The following is a 16,378-nucleotide window of genomic DNA, read 5'->3' on the forward strand; positions in this document are numbered from 1 at the left end:
GATCGGCCTCCCCGGCCCCTGGAAAACCTGTCGGCGAAATCCTATTCCTGCGACGCGTCACCTTCGCCGAGCGCTGCAGCGGCATTCTTCTTGGCGATGGCATCACGGGTCGCGGCAGCGGCCGCAGCAGATTGCTGCTGCTCGTCGCCCGCCACCTGCACCGTCGGCGAAGCGAAATTGATGCCATTTTCCTTGAAGGCTTCCTTGATCATGACCTGGGCCCGACGTCTGACCTGGGTCTGATTTCCCGGCTTCGTCTTCATGGCGAAGCTGAGCGTCATCCCATAATCGCCAAACTGTTCGACGCCTTTCATCTTGACCGTTTCCAGGATCAACGGCCCCAGTTCGGGATCCTCGAGCAGCTTGGCCCCGATACCTTTCACCACCTTCTTTACCTTCGCCACATCGGTATCGAACGAAACGTTGATCATGAATTTGTCGATCACCCAGTCGCGGCTCATGTTCTGGACCGCACCCAGCGAGCCGAACGGCACGGTAAAGACCGGGCCCCGATGGTGCCGGAGCTTGACCGAGCGAATGCTGAAGGATTCGACCGTGCCCTTGTAGCTGCCGCTCTGGATATATTCGCCCACCCGGAATGCGTCATCCGTCATGTAGAAGATGCCGCTGATGACATCCTTGACCAGCGACTGCGATCCGAAGCCGAGTGCGACACCGAACACGCCGGCGCCGGCGATCAGCGGGCCGATTTCGACGCCGAGGCCGGAGAGAACCATCAGTACCGCCACGACGGCGATGAAAATCGCGAGGAAGTTGCGCAGGATCGGCAACAGGGTCATCAGGCGCGAGTTGCGAGCCTGCTGCGCCGGATCGGCGGCCCCCGCATGCGCCTGCGTCAGGCGCAGGCTGATGAAACCCTTCACCAACTGCCACACGAGATCCGCCGCCAGCAAGATCACGATGCCGGCGAGCGCGCCGCGGAAGATCCGATTGAAAACATCATCCTGCATCATTGCCATCGCGTTGATCTTGAACACGACTGTCAGCCAGGCGGCCGCGAGGGCGATGATCAGGAGACGGGCGCCCCGCTCGATCAGGACGTTGCGCATCACTCTGAAATCATCGGCGGCGGAGGCATCCAGCATCGTCTTCGTGAAGGCGCTGGTGAAGCGCAGCAACGGCGGCAGGCCGATCACATAGAGACCGATCCAGAACAGGACCTCCATGCCCGCGACCCAGATCAGCCACAGCACAATCAGGAAGGCGACCAGCAGCACATTGCCGACGACGCGGCGCGAGCCGGCAACCGCACTTGCCGGTCGCCGTAACGCCGTTGCGATCGCCAGGACCAGGACCACGAGCCCAAGGATCGTCGTTACCAGTTCGCGCACGTCCGCGGATATGGCAAGCGCCAGCATCGCATCACCGACGCCCCAGACGAGCGCGGCGGCACTGATCAGCCAGAGAAAATGACGATACCAGAAGCCTGCCTCGTCTGCGGTCAGAGACAGATAGCCGCCACGGGCGTCGGCGCCCTCCTCGCCTTCGCGACCACCTTTCAGGACGGCGGATGCGATGATCATCAGCAGGCGAGCGCCGATCCACGCTCCAAGCAGCGGCGCGATCGTCGCCTCAAGCATCTTTGGCCATTCTGCGAAGGCGAGCACGGACATGCTGGCGGCAGCAAAGACGACGAGCGGCAGAACGCGTGCCAACATGGTCCGCGCCGGTCCTGCCAACGCGGCCCCTTGCAGGCTACGCCGCAACAGCCAGCGCAGCAGATATTCGGCACCGTAGCCGATCAGGAGAATGAGGAAGAAACCCCTGAGAACGGGTGCCCTGCCGTGGCTCTCCATGACGCCGGCCAGCCGATCCCGCCCCGCCTGCATTTCCGGTAGAACGCGCGGCACGGCATCGCGAATGCCGGTCAGGCGCCGCCTGATCTCGGCGGTCCAGCGCGCGACGACGCCCGCAGCCGGCGCTTCGGCAGCCGGTGCCGGAGCCGGCTTCGCCGACAGCCATTGCTTCACTTCCGGATCGTCGAGTAACTGGATCAGTTGCTGGACCTTGGCGGGCGGCGTAGCGGGCGCCGCCTCCTGCGCAAATCCCTTGGAAACGGGACCGAAGACAACTGAAAGAAACGCAAGAAAGCCGAAGACCGGCCCCAGAAAACGACGCGACGACCCGACACAGCCCATGCTTACCACCCCCAGGGATCAAGCCGGCCCCGACCGGCATGATTCTCAACTTTTACAAATGGTAACATACCTGTAGGCGGTTCTGCCAATGCCCTTTCGCCGCGGATCAACGACGACGGAAGCCGCCGCCGCCATGGAAACCGCCGCCCCCATGGAAGCCTCCCCCACCCTGGAATCCACCACCGCCCTGAAAGCCGCCGCCACCGTGGAAACCACCTCCCTCGAAGCCCCCACCGCCAAAGCCACCAGGGCGGTCGAAACCGCCACCCCCACTGCTCGGGAAGTTCAGTGGTCGCTGATCGAAGGACTGACGCTCAAAGGAACGCTGGTTGCCGAGTTGTCGGCCGATATTGTCGATCGCCAGATGATCGGGCGCGCGGTCCAGCGCTCCGCTACCTGCTCCCTGGCCGGTTCCGATCCGCTGGTTCAGGTTCTGGGCTGCGTCCGGGTGCTTGGCAGAAAACTGCTCGCCCGCCTTGGCCCTGTCCTGGATCGAAGGCTTGTCGACCGGCTGCCAGCCGTCAGGCGTGTGCTTCTGCCATTGTCCGTCGTCGCGGCGATAGACGTTTCCGTCGCGTCCGGCGTAGACGTCGCCGCCCTTGCCACCGGCGACGAAACCATGGTTGCCGTCTGACGTGCGCCAATGGGCGCCCGCTCCGTCCGCGGTCGAACCGCCGGAAATGCGCGCAAAGTCGGAACCGTGCTTGACGGATGCCGTTCCCCAGCTCCCATAGACATTATGTCCGCCACGCGCGATCGCCGCGTTGCCGGTGCGCGGATTGTAGGCGGCGACGAAGCCCCGGTCGCCGTTCGGCCCGTAGCCGACAGCGCCTCGCATGTAGGTACCGGTGCGTGGATTGTAGGCCGCACCGGCGGCAATGCCGCGATAGGGCCCATAGGCATAACCATAGCGGCCGAACGTTCCGACAGCCGGGTTGTAGAACGCACCGACCCCATAAGTCACGGGGCGTGGATAATAGGGCCAGTAGCCGCCACCAGCCCAGCCATAGTCCCAATAATCGTCGTAGTACCAGCCGGTGCCGTAGACGAAGGTATCCCAGGCAAGATAGGCGCCGAGATAACCCATCGTGTAGCCGAACCAGACCGCGTCGGGCTCGGTCTCGTAGATCCGCACATAGGTCGCGTTGTAGACGGGGGAAGACGGCGGGATCTTGTAGATCTCGTCAGGCACCGCCTTGGCGACGCTGAACGGTCCGGTCGGTGTATCGCCGACGAACCAGACGCCGTCCTTCACGACGAAATACTTGTCACCGACCTTGATGACGGTCTCGTTCGTGTTGACGGCATAGGTCAGCGAGGTGCCGTCGATCTTCTCGAATTTCGGATCTCCACTATAGGTCACGTCCACCTTGACCGACCCGTCGAGCGCCACCCGCGCCTTTTCGGGGATGCTTGCCTTCAGCCGCGCTTCGGCGTTTTCGGACGTGCCGGGAACGGACGAGCGCACCGTGTAATAGGCCGCGTCCTGCGGGATGTTCTGGAAATCTTCGGGAAGCTTCGGCGTGGCGAAAGTCCACGGACCGTCGAGGGAGGAGCTTGCAAACCAGCGACCGGACACGAGGATGTACCAGTTGGAATCCGCATCGCGATAGAAGACGTCGCTCTCGCTGTTCGTCGCAACCTTGAGGCCAGTACCCGGCACCTGCTCGAGCTTCGGCTCGCCGTCGAAGACGAGGAGTTCTGACGGCTTGTCCGAGTAGATGACCTTCGCGGCAGCGCCCACCTCGGCCTGTGGCGGGATCGCAGCCTTGGCATCCTTCCAGTTGTCGTCGTCCGGAAGCTTGCCGAGAATGTCCGGCAGGGATGCAGCAGGCTGCCACCCCGAGGCCAGATCCTTCGATTGCAGCCATGCCTTGTCGTTGCGCAGATAATAGGTGCCATCCGCATCGACCTTGAACAGGTCCCAATTGGTGTTGACGGCGAAGGATAGGCCTTCGACCCCTTTGACCGGCGCGAACACCGCCTTGCCGTCGGTCTGCACGAGGATCGCCGGCTCCTTGCTGACGAAGATCGGCGGCGCGTCGGCCTTCAACCCCTCGACATTGCCGAGCCGCTCGTAGTCCGCCAGGCTCGCCGTCAGCTTGTCTTCCGAAACGGTGATGGTTCCGACCGGCATCAGCTTGCCGACCTCAAGGGCGAGATCCGCCAGTTCCTTGCGGTCGAGGACGGAAAAATTGATCTCCGTCATCTTGATATCCGAAACGACTACCTGGCCGGATGCGCTGTCGGCGTCGGTCTTGCCGGTCACCCCGATGACACCATAGATCGGCTTGGCATCGTCGGACTGTTTGTATTCCGCAGCAATCAGCGCATCGAGATCCGTGAAATCCTTCCAAGCGTTGATCTGAGGCTGGTACAGCGTAATGGTCGCGCCGCTGTCAGTCTTGAAGGCGCGCGGCCAGCCGAGCCCCTTGGGGTCGGCATCGTTCAGATACTTGCCGCTGACGAAGCCGTTCTGGCCGTTGAATCTCACCGCGCACCATGTGCCGCCATCGTCGCATTCCTTGATGTCGACTTCCGTACCTTCCGCAAGCTTGCCGAGGCTATCGAAGCCGGTACCCGGCCCTTCCCGGAAATTGACGGACGCGTTCGTGGTGGCCGGCCCCGCCTCGGCGGGCACGGAGGCAATCGCGAACAGGGTGAAGGCCAGGGTCAGTTTGCGCATCTCGGTTCTCCGGCGTCTAGCAGCAATCCGAACCGGGACCCTACTGTCGCTGCCTGTGCCAGATAGTTGGCGGATGACGAGCGGACATCGGACCGGTATGATCGCAGCATCTTCGGCATCGCGGGCAACACAAGTACGTAACAGTAACGGCGACCGTAACTGGCCGTTGAAAAGGGACGGCGAGGCTCGGCCATGAGCCCTTCCCTCGGGCCCGTCGAATGCAGATTGACGCGGGATCGATTCGCGCGGGCCGCCCGGTATCCTGGCGCGATTGAGGCAATCGTGATGCACTCGAACCACCACAAATCGCGCAGTTGCGCGCCGATCACGGTAGCATTGCCCGGCTCATCCCCTGGAAAACCGGGACGGCGCTGCAAATCTCCGCGTTTTAGCCCGTGGTGATTGCATCGGGAGATTTATTCAAGCAAACTCATATGTATGATTTGACCATTCCTACGTGCGGAGGAAATGCAAGTGAACACAAAAGCCCCCAGCCAGATTGATGTCTTTGTCGGTTCCCGCGTCAGGATGCGTCGGTTGATGGCCGGGTTGAGCCAGGAAAAGCTGGCTGACGGCCTCGGGATCACATTCCAGCAGGTTCAAAAATACGAGAAAGGCACCAACCGCATCGGCGCCAGCCGCCTTCAGGCGATCGCCGATATCCTCGGCGTGCATCCGAGCTTCTTCTTCCAGGAAGGCGATGACGCCTCTGCCCGCACCGGTGCCGGCGACACCACGCGCGAGCCGAGCGAAATCTCCTCTTTCGTTTCGTCGAAGGAAGGCATCGCGCTCAACCGCGCCTTCCTGAAGATCACCGATCCGGTGCTGCGCAAGAAGATCATCTCTCTCGTCGCCGCCGTGGCCCAGACGCCGGAGACCGAAAGCAGCCGAGCGGGAACGACCCACGCCCAGGATCTGCACGGATAAGCGCCTGCACCCGACAGGAATGACCGGATGACATTCAGACTGCAGACCCTCGGGCGCTTGCGTCTCGTCGATAAGGACGGGCGCGAAGTGACGTTCCCGGAGAAGGGTCTGCTGATCCTTTGCCATCTGATCGTCGGCGGATATCGCGAACAATCGAGAAACGACATCGCCAAGCTGTTGTGGGACGAAGTCGTCCCCAGCCAGGCCTTCGTCAACCTGCGCAAGACGATCTCGCGCATCAGCGCGCGACAGGATGAACTCGGCTGTCATTTCCTGAGCTTCTCTCAATCGTCGGTCTGCCTCGACGTCGATCGACTGCAGAGCGACCTGGACGAAATCAGTCGTGATCCAGGCGATGCGCTCAATCGCTTCCAACTGGCAGCAACGACGTTCCAGGAGGACTTCCTCAAGGACCTGAAGTCCCAGGGGCAAGCGCTGCACGGCTGGATCGAACGGCAGCGCGGCGAACACATGGCGATCTTGCGCGAAAGCCTGATTGCAGCAGCACCGGAAGCGACGAAGAGCCATCGCAAGCTGGTCAAGGCCGCTGCAGCGCGCCTCCTCGAGCGCAATCCGCTCGACGAGGATGTGCGCAAGATCCTGACCCAGGTGTTTCAGCTGGAGGGCAATCACCTCGAAGCAAGGGCAATCGCGCACAGCAATGCGCCGCTCGCTCCGGCCGTCGCGGAATGGCGGCCAGCTTCGACGCTCTTTGCGCCGGCCTCAGAGGCAGCCGCGGATTTGCGTCCGCCGCGCGTCGTGCTGCTGCCGCCGAGCAATGGCGCGATCGACAGTCCCGCCACGCAATTTGCAAGCGCCCTGATCGAGGACGTCACCATCGGCCTTTGCGCGCTTCGATCGGTTTCGGTCATCGCGCCCTACACGGCCGCGCAGATCAGCCTTCAGGCCGACAAGGCAAACACCTACCAGAAGCACGCCATCAGCTACATCCTCGACACGCGCCTGACAGACGAGGGCAGCCGCCTGACGCTGTTCACGCAGTTGATCTTCTTTGCCAATGACGAAGTGATCTGGGCCGACCGCTTCAATCTCGACGGCGACGGGCTGATGACGTCCAGGCGGGAGATAGCGCGGCAGATCGCCTACGCCATCGCCAGTCAGATGGAGCGCAACGAGACGCACCGGAAGACCTACGAGACCAATGTCGGCTCCTATCGCAGCTTCCTGCTTGGGCAGCGCTACCTCAAGCAGCTCAACCTTCCGGAGGTGCGGCGCGCTCGCAAGAGTTTCCGTGAATCACTCTACGAAAATTCCGACTTTGCGCCTGCTATGAGCGGCCTGGCGCGCAGTTACTTCTTCGAGTGGCTATTGACGGCGCGCGGCGACAGCGAATTGCTGGCGCTTGCGGAACGGCATGCGCGCGACGCGGTGGGGGCCGATGACACGCTGGCAACGGGCTACCGCGAGCTCGGCGTCGTCAAACTCTATCTGAGGCAATTCGACGAGAGCATGGAGTACCATGACAAGGCGGAGGCGCTGAGCCCGCAGCATGCCAACGTGATCGCGAGCTATGCCGACACGCTGGTACAGGCGTCGCGGCCTGAGGGCGGCCTTCGCAAGATCCAGGCCGCGCTAGACCTCAGCCCCATCGCGCCGGACGAATATTTCTGGACCGCGGCCGGGGCCAGCTATTCGCTCGGCCAGTACGAGCAGGCGATCGCCTATATCGAGCGCATGCGCGATCCGACGCCTGCCGACCGCTTGTCCGCGGCGAGTTGGGGTATGCTTGGCAACAAGAAGAAGGCCCGGCAATTCGTCCGCAAAACATTCGACGTGCACCCGGATTTTGATCTCGACAAATGGATGGCAATCGTTCCCTTTAGGGAAGAATGGCAGCGAGTCCATTATTGCGAGGGCCTGCGCAAGGCAGGCTTCTGACGTCTTCATTCAACGAAAGCCAGGAGGGGTAAATGGCGAAAGTGGTGGTAATTGGCGTGGCAGGCGACGACAGGCTCTGGATGGCGGATCTGGACGCCGGAACGGTGACGCAAATCCCGACGCCGACGCAGGGGCCGCTGGCAGCGGCCAACGATCTGCGCGCCACCGGCGGTGCAACGGTGCACAAGGGCGTGAACCTCGCCGTGCTGGCGGCCTCGTCCGGTTCGGTTTCCGGCGGGTTCATGGACGGCTAGCGCCGATACGTGGCGCAAGTCACCGGAATTGACCGGCCGTCGGATGATCGTTTCGCTCATCCGACGGCCGGTGTGCTTTCGTACAGCGATCGCGCCTGTTCGCCCGAAGAGACCCTTCGGCGTATAGAACCGCTTTTGCCGACATTCGGCGTCAGCAGACTGGCGCGCCTGACCAGACTCGACAAGATCGGCATCCCCGTCTGGAGCGCCATCTCGCCGAACGCACGGTCGATCGTCATCAATCAAGGAAAAGGCATTACCGATAACGACGCCAAGGTTTCGGCCGCGATGGAGGCGATCGAACGCGCCGTTGCCTGCGCGCCCGCGGTGCCGGCCCGAATGGCGACCCGACGGACATTATGTGAGAGCGGGGATCAGGCACTGACGCTTCCGGGTCTGGCGGCCGCCGGAAAGCCCGATCTCGGCGACGACGAGACGATCTCCTGGCTTCGCGGCTTTAATCTCACAGACGGAACCATCACGTGGGCGCCGCTTCACGCAACGACGCTCGACCGGACCATCGAGGACTGCCGATACTGGCAATCCTCCGACGGCCTTGCCTCCGGCAACACCGAAACAGAAGCCATTCTGCACGGCCTGCTCGAGCGCATCGAGCGCGACGCCGAAACGCTCTGGCGTCTGTTGCCGCTGAGCGGCAAGCTCGCAACTTGCATCGATCCAGCATCGTTCGCGGATCCGATCCTCGACCAGATGGCGCGGCAGATCGCGGTCTGCGGCCTGCAACTGCGTCTCTTCGACATGACCAGCGACGTCGCCGTCCCGTGTTATGCAGCGACACTTGCCGACGCCGGCATTCTGACCGCGCGGCAACCCCGTTACCACGACGTGACGATCGGCCACGGGGCGCACCCGGTGGCGCGCAGAGCCGCCCTCCGCGCCGTGACGGAGGCGGCCCAGTCGCGGCTCACCTATATCAGCGGCGCCCGCGACGATGTCTTTCCCGAGACCTTTGCCCGCCCCCTCCCTGGTGAGACGCAGCGCCTGTTCGAAGCGGTCCCGCAAAGGAAAACGGCAACCGCCGCAATCGCCGAGGACGGACCGCAAGGGCTGCTGTGCCATGCAATGCAGCGGCTCGAGGAGGCGCATATCCGCTCGGTTGTGGTTGTGCCGCTCGTCGAAGACGGAGATGTTCCGTTCTCCGTCGTCAAGGTTCTCGTTCCGGACCTGGAGAACCCCGACGGGCTGCGCAAGCGCCGTTTCGGAGAGCGGGCGCTGGCACGCGCGTTGGAGGGCGGATGAAGATCGTCTTCGTCGGACCCACCTTGCCGGACGCACATCGCCCTGGGGGCCCCATCAATCTCCGGCCACCTGCCGTCCAGGGCGACATTCTTCGCGCGACCGAGCGCGGTGCGACCGCTATCGGTCTGATCGACGGCAACTTCGAACAGGTCGCGCCGGTCTGGCACAAGGAGATCCTCTACGCGCTGACGCGAGGCGTTCAGGTTTTCGGCGCAGCCAGCATGGGCGCGCTTCGCGCTGCCGAATGCGCTCCCTTCGGCATGGTGGGCATTGGCGAGGTCTACCGACAATATGCGCAAGGCGAGCGCGTGGACGATGCCGATGTCGCCCTGATCCACGGCCCGGCCGAACTCGGATACCTGCCGCTGACCTTGCCGCTCGTCAACGTGGATATGACCCTCAGACGGCTGCGGGATCGCCAATTGCTTTCTGCCGAAACGGTGGCGGCGGTCGGCACAGCGGCAGCTGCCATCTTCTACAAGGAACGCACCTGGGCCGCGGTTGTCGAGCGTGCTCTCCTTCCCGCCAGTATAGACCGCGCGCGTCTCGCAGATCTGCTTGCCACCGAATTCGTCGACCAGAAACGTATCGATGCGCTGCATTTGCTCGATGCGCTGCACAATGCGCCGAACCAACGGACGGTTGTAGCGCGCGACTGGGAATTCAATTCTACCAGCCTGTGGAAGAGGTTGTCCGGTCAACCTGACGCTTCATCTTAAGCGCGTGGTTTTCCCATACAACGTGTGTCACGCTCATGTCACGCGCACTGTCGCGCAGTCACGCTATGATTGGCCACGCTGAACTGGATCTGGCTGATCCGTAGGGAGCTGGGGAAAATCATGCTGTCTTCATTTGCTGTACCGGTGGAGCCGGAAGACAAGGAGAAGGAGCTACTGGCATTGGCTCGCCTTGTCACCTATGCGCGAGACTCCGCCAAGACCCTCAATGTCGAAGGTGTGCAATACTGCCTCGAGCTAGCGCTTGCGTCGCTGCTCAAGGAAGCAGAGGAATGCGGAGACAAGAGAGCACATCTGACCAACGAACTGCTAACGCGACCAAGCCTCGGCCGCTGCTGAGGCCGACAAGTTCGGGGCGTTCAGTGTCCGGAATTGCGCGGTCGTGAAGGATCGTCCTCCGTTTTCCGGGAACGGTGGAAAGATCCAAACAAAGAGACCCTACCAAGCCCTGTTTTGCAGAAGTGCAAAACAGGGCCTTTCGTTTACCTTCTAGAAGCGAACTCATCTCCCGCAATGCGTACCGTGCGGCCCAAGGCGACGGAGGCTGCGTGTTCCTCCAATCTACCGCCGCGCCTTCAGCATCCATTTCAATTTCAAGGCAAGGGAGCGCTCGCCAAGACCAGATGCAGGGGTCGGACGGAATTTCCCCGGAACCTCGCCCCGTTCGAATGTTTGCTTCGCCCACCACGTGGAATTTAGTCCATAATTTCCATAGATATTATTGAATAAATGGCGCCGCCGGTTAGGCTTGAACCACTCGACACAAGCGGGGATGCCATGAGCCAGCGCCATTCAAAGACCAGCGTTTTCTCGCCAAGCACCCTCTTGCGGCAAACCGGCACAGCGGCTGCGACGGCATCCGCCCCCCGCACCTGAACCCTTGGGTATGCCCCGCTGCTCGCTCGCTTAACGCGCGAGGGTCTCGGCAGCGAGCGGCACCCGCCACGAAACAACGGAGACCATCTTGAGTCAGGCCAACCCTACCCTACCCGTCCTCGACCTTTCGCGCTTTGCGGCGGGCCACCCCGAGCGGGCGACGGCGCTCGACGAATTGCGCAGCGTTGCCCGCTCGGTGGGCTTCTTCTACCTCGAAGGCCACGGGATACCGCAGGATGAGATCGACGGTATCCTTTCGCTTTCGCGGCGTTTCTTCGCACTACCCGAGGATGACAAGCTGGCAATCGAAATGCGCAAGTCGCCGCACTTCCGCGGCTACAACCGCGCCGGTCTCGAATATACCCGCGGCACTCAGGACTGGCGCGAGCAGGTGGACTTCGGCCCCGAACGTCAAAGCCTCAAGGTCGCGTCCGGCGATGCACCCTGGAAACGGCTGGTCGGCCCCAATCAGTTCCCCGATGCCCTGCCGGAATTGAAGCCCGCGATCCTTGCCTACATCGAAGCCGTCACCGGGCTCGGTATCCGGCTGATCGAAATCTTCTCGGAAGCGCTCGGCCAAAAGCCCGATGTCTTCGGGCCGATCTACCGCGATGGCCCCAACCAGCTCCTGAAAATCATCCGCTATCCAGGCCGCGACAAGACGGAGAGCGATCAAGGGGTGGGCGCCCACAAGGACGGCGGTTTCGTCACCATCCTGCTGCAGGACGTGGTCGGCGGTTTGCAGGTCGATGACGGCAAGGGCGGCTGGATCGACGCGCCGCCGAAGCGCGGCACCTTCGTGATCAACGTCGGCGAGCTCTTGGAACTGGCGTCGAACGGCTATCTGCTCGCCAACATCCACCGCGTGGTCACGCCGCCGGCAGGCGGCGACCGGCTCTCCGTCGCCTTCTTCCTCGGCGCCAACCTCGCCTCCACCATCCCGGTGCTCGACCTGCCGCCGGCGCTTGCCGCCGAGGTCCGCGGCGTCACCCAGGATCCGCAGAACCCGCTCTTCCACGAGGTCGGCCGCAACGTGCTGAAATCCCGGCTGCGCTCACACCCCGATGTCGCCGCCGAGCACCACGCGGACCTGCTGGAACAGCAGAAGGCGGCCGTGCCTGCCTGATTGACCGAACAGCGCCGATCAACCCGAGAGCCAAGGAGAAATGGCATGACGATTCATCAGAAGCCGGAAGAACCAGCAGCCGAGATCAAGGCACCCACGGGGCTGCGGGAGACCGGCGGACGGCTGCATCCGGAAACGCTGGCGCTCCATGGCGGCAGCTACCGCTTCGACCCGACAAGTGGCGCCGTCGCCGTGCCGATCTACCAGACGACCTCCTACCAGCTGCCGGGCACGGATGGCGCCGACAAACTCTTTGCGCTCGAGGCTCCGGGGCATCTCTATACCCGTGTGTCCAACCCGACCCAGGACGCATTCGAGCAGCGGCTGGCGGAAATCGAAGGTGGCGCCGCAGCACTGGCGCTCGGTTCCGGTCAGGCGGCATCGGCCTTCGCCCTCCTGAACCTTGCGCGCGCCGGCGACAACATCGTCAGTGCCGTCGGCCTCTATGGCGGCACCTGGGCGCTGTTTGCCGCAACGTTGAAAAGCTTCGGCATCGAGGTGCGCTTCGTCGATGCCGCCGATCCCGAGGCCTTTGCCCGGGCAACCGACGACAGGACGCGCGCCTACTATGCCGAATCCCTACCGAACCCGAAGCTCGAGGTCTTTCCTATCGCCGACGTGGCCGAAGTCGGCTTGCGCTTCGGCATTCCGTTGATCGTTGACAACACGGCCGCGCCGCTCACCATCCGCCCCTTCGAACACGGCGCTGCAGTCGTCGTCTATTCGACAACAAAGTACATCGGCGGTCACGGCACCTCGATCGGCGGCGCGATTATCGACAGCGGCCGCTTCCCCTGGCACGAACATGAGGCGCGGCAGCCGAGCCTGCACGAGCCGGACCCGAGCTACCAGGGCAAGACCTGGCTCGAAAAGGCCGCGGCGATCGCCTTCCATCCCTATATCCTTCGCGCCCGCGCAGTGCTCTTGCGCGACCTTGGTGCAGCAATCAGTCCGTTGAACGCCTTCCAGTTCATCCAAGGCCTGGAGACGCTGCCGCTCAGGATCCGCCAGCACAACGAGAATGCGATCAAGGTGGCCGAGTTCCTCCGCTCCCACCCAAAGGTCGGGCGCGTGATCTTCCCGAAGTTCCAGCAAGGCGAGGCTAAGACGCGCGCCGAAAAGTATCTCCTGAACGGGCACTATGGGGCGCTGGTCGGCTTCGAACTGAAAGATGGGCGCGAGGCCGGACGTCGCTTCATCGACGGGCTGAAGCTGCTCTACCACGTCGCCAATATCGGCGACGCGCGCTCGCTTGCGATCCATCCGGCGACGACGACGCATTCGCAGCTTTCGGAGGAAGACCAACGCAAGACCGGTGTGACGCCGGGCTATGTCCGGCTTTCGATCGGCATCGAACATGCCGACGACATCATCGCAGATATCCGTCAGGCGATCGACGCGGCCTGACGACACGTTTCCCATGCCAGCCTCCGCAGCCCGACCCCTTGCGGCCGGTCTGCGGAGGTTCCTTTTGGCGGGCCAGAAATGCCCGATAGGTCCGCAATCGGTTTCATGCCACAAATGCTCACCGGTCGCTGCGTCCGTCAACGCGACCAAACGCCCACGAGGAGAGATCATGAGCGCGAACACCCAGGTCCTGCTTGCCGCCCGGCCATCCGGTCGGCCGACGCCGAGCGATTTCCGCATCGTCGAAACGGCAATCCCGGAGCCGGCCGAAGGCGAGGTTCTGTTGAAGATCCTCTATCTCTCGCTCGACCCCTATATGCGCGGACGCATGAACGCCGGCCGGTCCTATGCCAAGCCGGTGGACATCGGCGCGGTCATGGAAGGCGGCACGGTCGCCCGCGTCGTGCGCTCGCGCCACCCGGATTTCAGCGACGGCGATTTCGTGCTCTCCCATTCCGGCTGGCAGAGTTATGCGCTGTCGCGCGGCGCCGACCTGCGCAAGCTCGATCCGTCCGCAGCCCCTCTGTCGACCGCGCTCGGCATCCTCGGCATGCCGGGCTTCACCGCCTATGCGGGGCTGCTGACGATCGGCAAGCCGAAACCGGGCGAGACGGTGGTCGTGGCCGCGGCAAGCGGTGCCGTCGGCTCGGCAGTCGGCCAGATCGCGCGCATCAAGGGAGCACGCGCGGTGGGCATTGCGGGCGGTGCCGACAAGTGCGCCTTCGTTCGTGATACGCTCGGCTTCGACGCGGTGATCGATCACCGTGCGCAGGATTTCGCCGAGCAACTCGCCGCCGCCTGCCCAAAAGGCATCGATGTCTATTTCGAGAATGTCGGCGGCCATGTCTGGAATGCAGTCTTTCCGCTGTTGAACGACTTCGCCCGGGTACCGGTCTGCGGCCTGATCGCGCACTACAATCAGGCCGGAGGTCCGCAAGCCGGCGGCGACAGGTTGCCGGGCCTCATGCGTGAGGTCCTGAGCCGAAGCCTGCTGATCAGGGGTTTCATCCAGCGCGAATTCGCCGATCAACGCCCGGCTTTCTACCAGGAGATGGCCGGCTGGATCGCCAGCGGCGAGATTCGCTACAAGGAAGACGTCGTCGATGGCATCGAGAGCGCTCCGAATGCCTTCATCGGGCTGCTCGAAGGCCGCAACTTCGGCAAGCTGGTCGTGCGGGTGGCGCCTGAGAGCTGAGAAGCCGGAGGTCGCAAGCGATCAATGCAGACCGGCGAGACGGACGCCCGCCTTGCCAAGACCGTCGTCGAGAAGCGCGATCAGCTCGGGCGTATAGCCGCGCGCGGCGAGTTCGCTCTCCGCCGACCGCGTCGATCCGGCCTTGTTCCACTGCCAGCCGTCGAGGGCACTCGTGGCCTCTCTCGTCAGACCGAGTTGACCTGCTGCGGCCATTCGCAGGAGGTTGACGGCCGTGTCGGCGGGATTGGCAAGCTGGCGCGCACGTGTCAGCGCTTCGCGGTATTTGCCGTTCCGGTAGTCTTCGAGCGCCAGCGTGAGCGCCGCGTCGTGGTGCATATACTCGCAGCCCGCTTGCGCCACCCGCGCGAGACTTGCGCCCTCCGAATACTGCCCGCTGACGAAGAGCAGCAGGCCGAGCCGAGCGGGTATGGCATCGTCCAGCGGATTGAGCGCAACGGCGCGGCGACCGGACATGAACGCGGCTTCCGTGTCGCCGGCGACGAAGCGGGCCTGCATCTGGGCAATGTAGCTCTGGCTCGATTGCGGTGCGAGAGCCACGGCCTTGTCCGCGAGCTTGATCGCCCGCGCCGCTACGGTCGGCGAGGCGTTCGCTTCGCCGGTCGCCACCAGAACCATGGCCAGGCTGGCAAGCACGTCAGGGTCCGTCGCCTGATAGGTCACCGATTGCTCCAGGCAGGCATGTGCCGAAGCCATTGCTTCCGGGTCGATCCGCGCCAGCGCGACATCGGCAAGCAGCACGCAACCGTAGCCGATCGACGGTGACACGAGCTGCCGCGCCGCCTCCAGGCTGACGATGACACCTTCCTCGCCGGCGAGCGATCGGGCGAGCCGAGCCAGCAGTTTTTCCTGGACGGCTCGTTCGCCACCGTTGTCGATATCAGCTTTCGCCGTACCCGCGCGGAGTGCCTCGTTGCTTTGCGCATCGACAACCTGCCACGAGACCTGATGCTCGTTGATGTCGGCACTGTAGGCGACCGAGAGCCGATACTCCTTGCTCCCCTGCAGCTTCACCGGCGACGCCGGTGCGACCCAGCCGGTAATCGATGCAACATCGACGCCCGCCGCCGGCGCCAAAGTCCGCACAGCGGAGAACTGCGACAGCGCGTGGACCAGGTAGTCGCCTGCTTTTCTCTGCATTTCGTCGCCGACCCCGCTACCCGCCGCAACGTCGATGACGATCGTCGGCTTGGCAGAAAGCACCGGTTGCCACGGGAGGCGCTCAACAACAGAGAGATAGAAGGCTCCAGTCATTGCCGCGGCCCCCGCAACAGCGACGGCGACGGCGATCAGACCGAACGGGCGACGCTTGGGCTGGACGATGGCGGGAGGGACGTCGATCAGTTCCTCCAGATCGCTCGCCGTCTCCGTGGGGGGCGTTGCGATTTCCGACGGATCCGGTAAGTGGTCGCTCACAACGAAATGCGGAACGTAATTGCCCTTCGGAAGCTCGATGCGAAGACCCACCTTCTCGCCGACGGTGTCGTAATACTGTGTCAGCGCGGCGCGCAGACGCGAGGCTTCGACACGCACGATCGGATCGGTTGCCGGGTCGAAGGAAGCCGGCCGGCCGAAAACGTCGATCGCGATGGTATAGGCTTTGACCTGCCCCGAGCGGCCAGCAAAGAACTCATCGACCAGATAGCGCAGGAGCTTCCGGTGCCGTTCGGTCGCGTGAAACTGACTATCGGCAAGAATACGATCAAGTGCAGCACGTGCGTCACATTCAGCAACGGCACCAGGAACTGCTTGACCCGCATTTCTGGCTTCCATGATGCGCTCCCAACTGCCCACAACCCCAAAGAGAGTGCAAACGCGAGACGAACTCTAGACG

Annotated in this window: 12 protein-coding genes; 9 read left to right on the forward strand and 3 right to left on the reverse strand. The window is 63.3% G+C overall.

The genetic code is table 11. The features are described 5' to 3' along the window. Positions 1-41: 41 nt before the first annotated feature. A complete protein-coding gene (locus PWG15_RS28980; RefSeq protein ID WP_275024963.1) occupies positions 42-2,159 on the reverse strand; it encodes a mechanosensitive ion channel family protein in 2,118 nt (705 codons plus the stop codon). A 106-nt stretch (positions 2,160-2,265) separates the two neighbouring features. After that, positions 2,266-4,845: an SH3 domain-containing protein gene (locus PWG15_RS28985; RefSeq protein WP_275024964.1), complete on the reverse strand. Its 2,580-nt coding sequence runs from the start codon at positions 4,843-4,845 to the stop codon at positions 2,266-2,268. 474 nt (positions 4,846-5,319) lie between these two features. On the opposite strand from PWG15_RS28985, the gene PWG15_RS28990 reads away from it, so the two are divergent. The 9 genes from PWG15_RS28990 to PWG15_RS29030 all read left to right on the forward strand — a co-directional run bounded on the left by PWG15_RS28990 (position 5,320) and on the right by PWG15_RS29030 (position 14,526). Further along, the gene (locus tag PWG15_RS28990; protein WP_275024965.1) at positions 5,320-5,772 is read left to right on the forward strand and encodes a helix-turn-helix domain-containing protein; all 453 of its coding nucleotides are present in this window, start codon (positions 5,320-5,322) and stop codon (positions 5,770-5,772) included. A gap of 27 nt (positions 5,773-5,799) precedes the next feature. After that, the gene (locus tag PWG15_RS28995; protein WP_275024968.1) at positions 5,800-7,671 is read left to right on the forward strand and encodes an AfsR/SARP family transcriptional regulator; all 1,872 of its coding nucleotides are present in this window, start codon (positions 5,800-5,802) and stop codon (positions 7,669-7,671) included. Between the two features lie 32 nt (positions 7,672-7,703). Further along, entirely contained in the window at positions 7,704-7,925 is a 222-nt protein-coding gene (locus PWG15_RS29000) for a hypothetical protein (protein ID WP_275024970.1), read from the forward strand. Positions 7,926-7,997: 72 nt separating this feature from the next. Then, positions 7,998-9,185: a YcaO-like family protein gene (locus tag PWG15_RS29005; protein ID WP_275027249.1), complete on the forward strand. Its 1,188-nt coding sequence runs from the start codon at positions 7,998-8,000 to the stop codon at positions 9,183-9,185. Next, positions 9,182-9,904 carry a TfuA-like protein gene (locus PWG15_RS29010; RefSeq protein ID WP_275024971.1) on the forward strand — a complete coding sequence of 241 codons (723 nt, stop codon included), beginning with the start codon at positions 9,182-9,184 and terminating at the stop codon, positions 9,902-9,904. The genes PWG15_RS29005 and PWG15_RS29010 overlap by 4 nt, the downstream gene beginning before the upstream one ends. A gap of 120 nt (positions 9,905-10,024) precedes the next feature. Next, the gene (locus tag PWG15_RS29015; RefSeq protein WP_058328064.1) at positions 10,025-10,261 is read left to right on the forward strand and encodes a hypothetical protein; all 237 of its coding nucleotides are present in this window, start codon (positions 10,025-10,027) and stop codon (positions 10,259-10,261) included. A gap of 622 nt (positions 10,262-10,883) precedes the next feature. Continuing rightward, positions 10,884-11,924 carry an isopenicillin N synthase family dioxygenase gene (locus PWG15_RS29020; protein WP_275027250.1) on the forward strand — a complete coding sequence of 347 codons (1,041 nt, stop codon included), beginning with the start codon at positions 10,884-10,886 and terminating at the stop codon, positions 11,922-11,924. A gap of 45 nt (positions 11,925-11,969) precedes the next feature. Beyond that, entirely contained in the window at positions 11,970-13,331 is a 1,362-nt protein-coding gene (locus PWG15_RS29025; protein WP_275024973.1) for an O-acetylhomoserine aminocarboxypropyltransferase/cysteine synthase family protein, read from the forward strand. Positions 13,332-13,500: 169 nt separating this feature from the next. Next, a complete protein-coding gene (locus PWG15_RS29030; protein ID WP_275024974.1) occupies positions 13,501-14,526 on the forward strand; it encodes an NADPH-dependent curcumin/dihydrocurcumin reductase in 1,026 nt (341 codons plus the stop codon). A 21-nt stretch (positions 14,527-14,547) separates the two neighbouring features. Here the strand turns inward: PWG15_RS29030 and PWG15_RS29035 are convergent, their stop codons facing one another. Further along, on the reverse strand, positions 14,548-16,317 hold the full coding sequence (locus PWG15_RS29035; protein WP_275024975.1) for a tetratricopeptide repeat protein: 1,770 nt from the start codon (positions 16,315-16,317) through the stop codon (positions 14,548-14,550). Positions 16,318-16,378 lie beyond the last annotated feature (61 nt).

Source organism: Ensifer adhaerens (assembly GCF_028993555.1).
Lineage (GTDB): Bacteria > Pseudomonadota > Alphaproteobacteria > Rhizobiales > Rhizobiaceae > Ensifer > Ensifer adhaerens_I.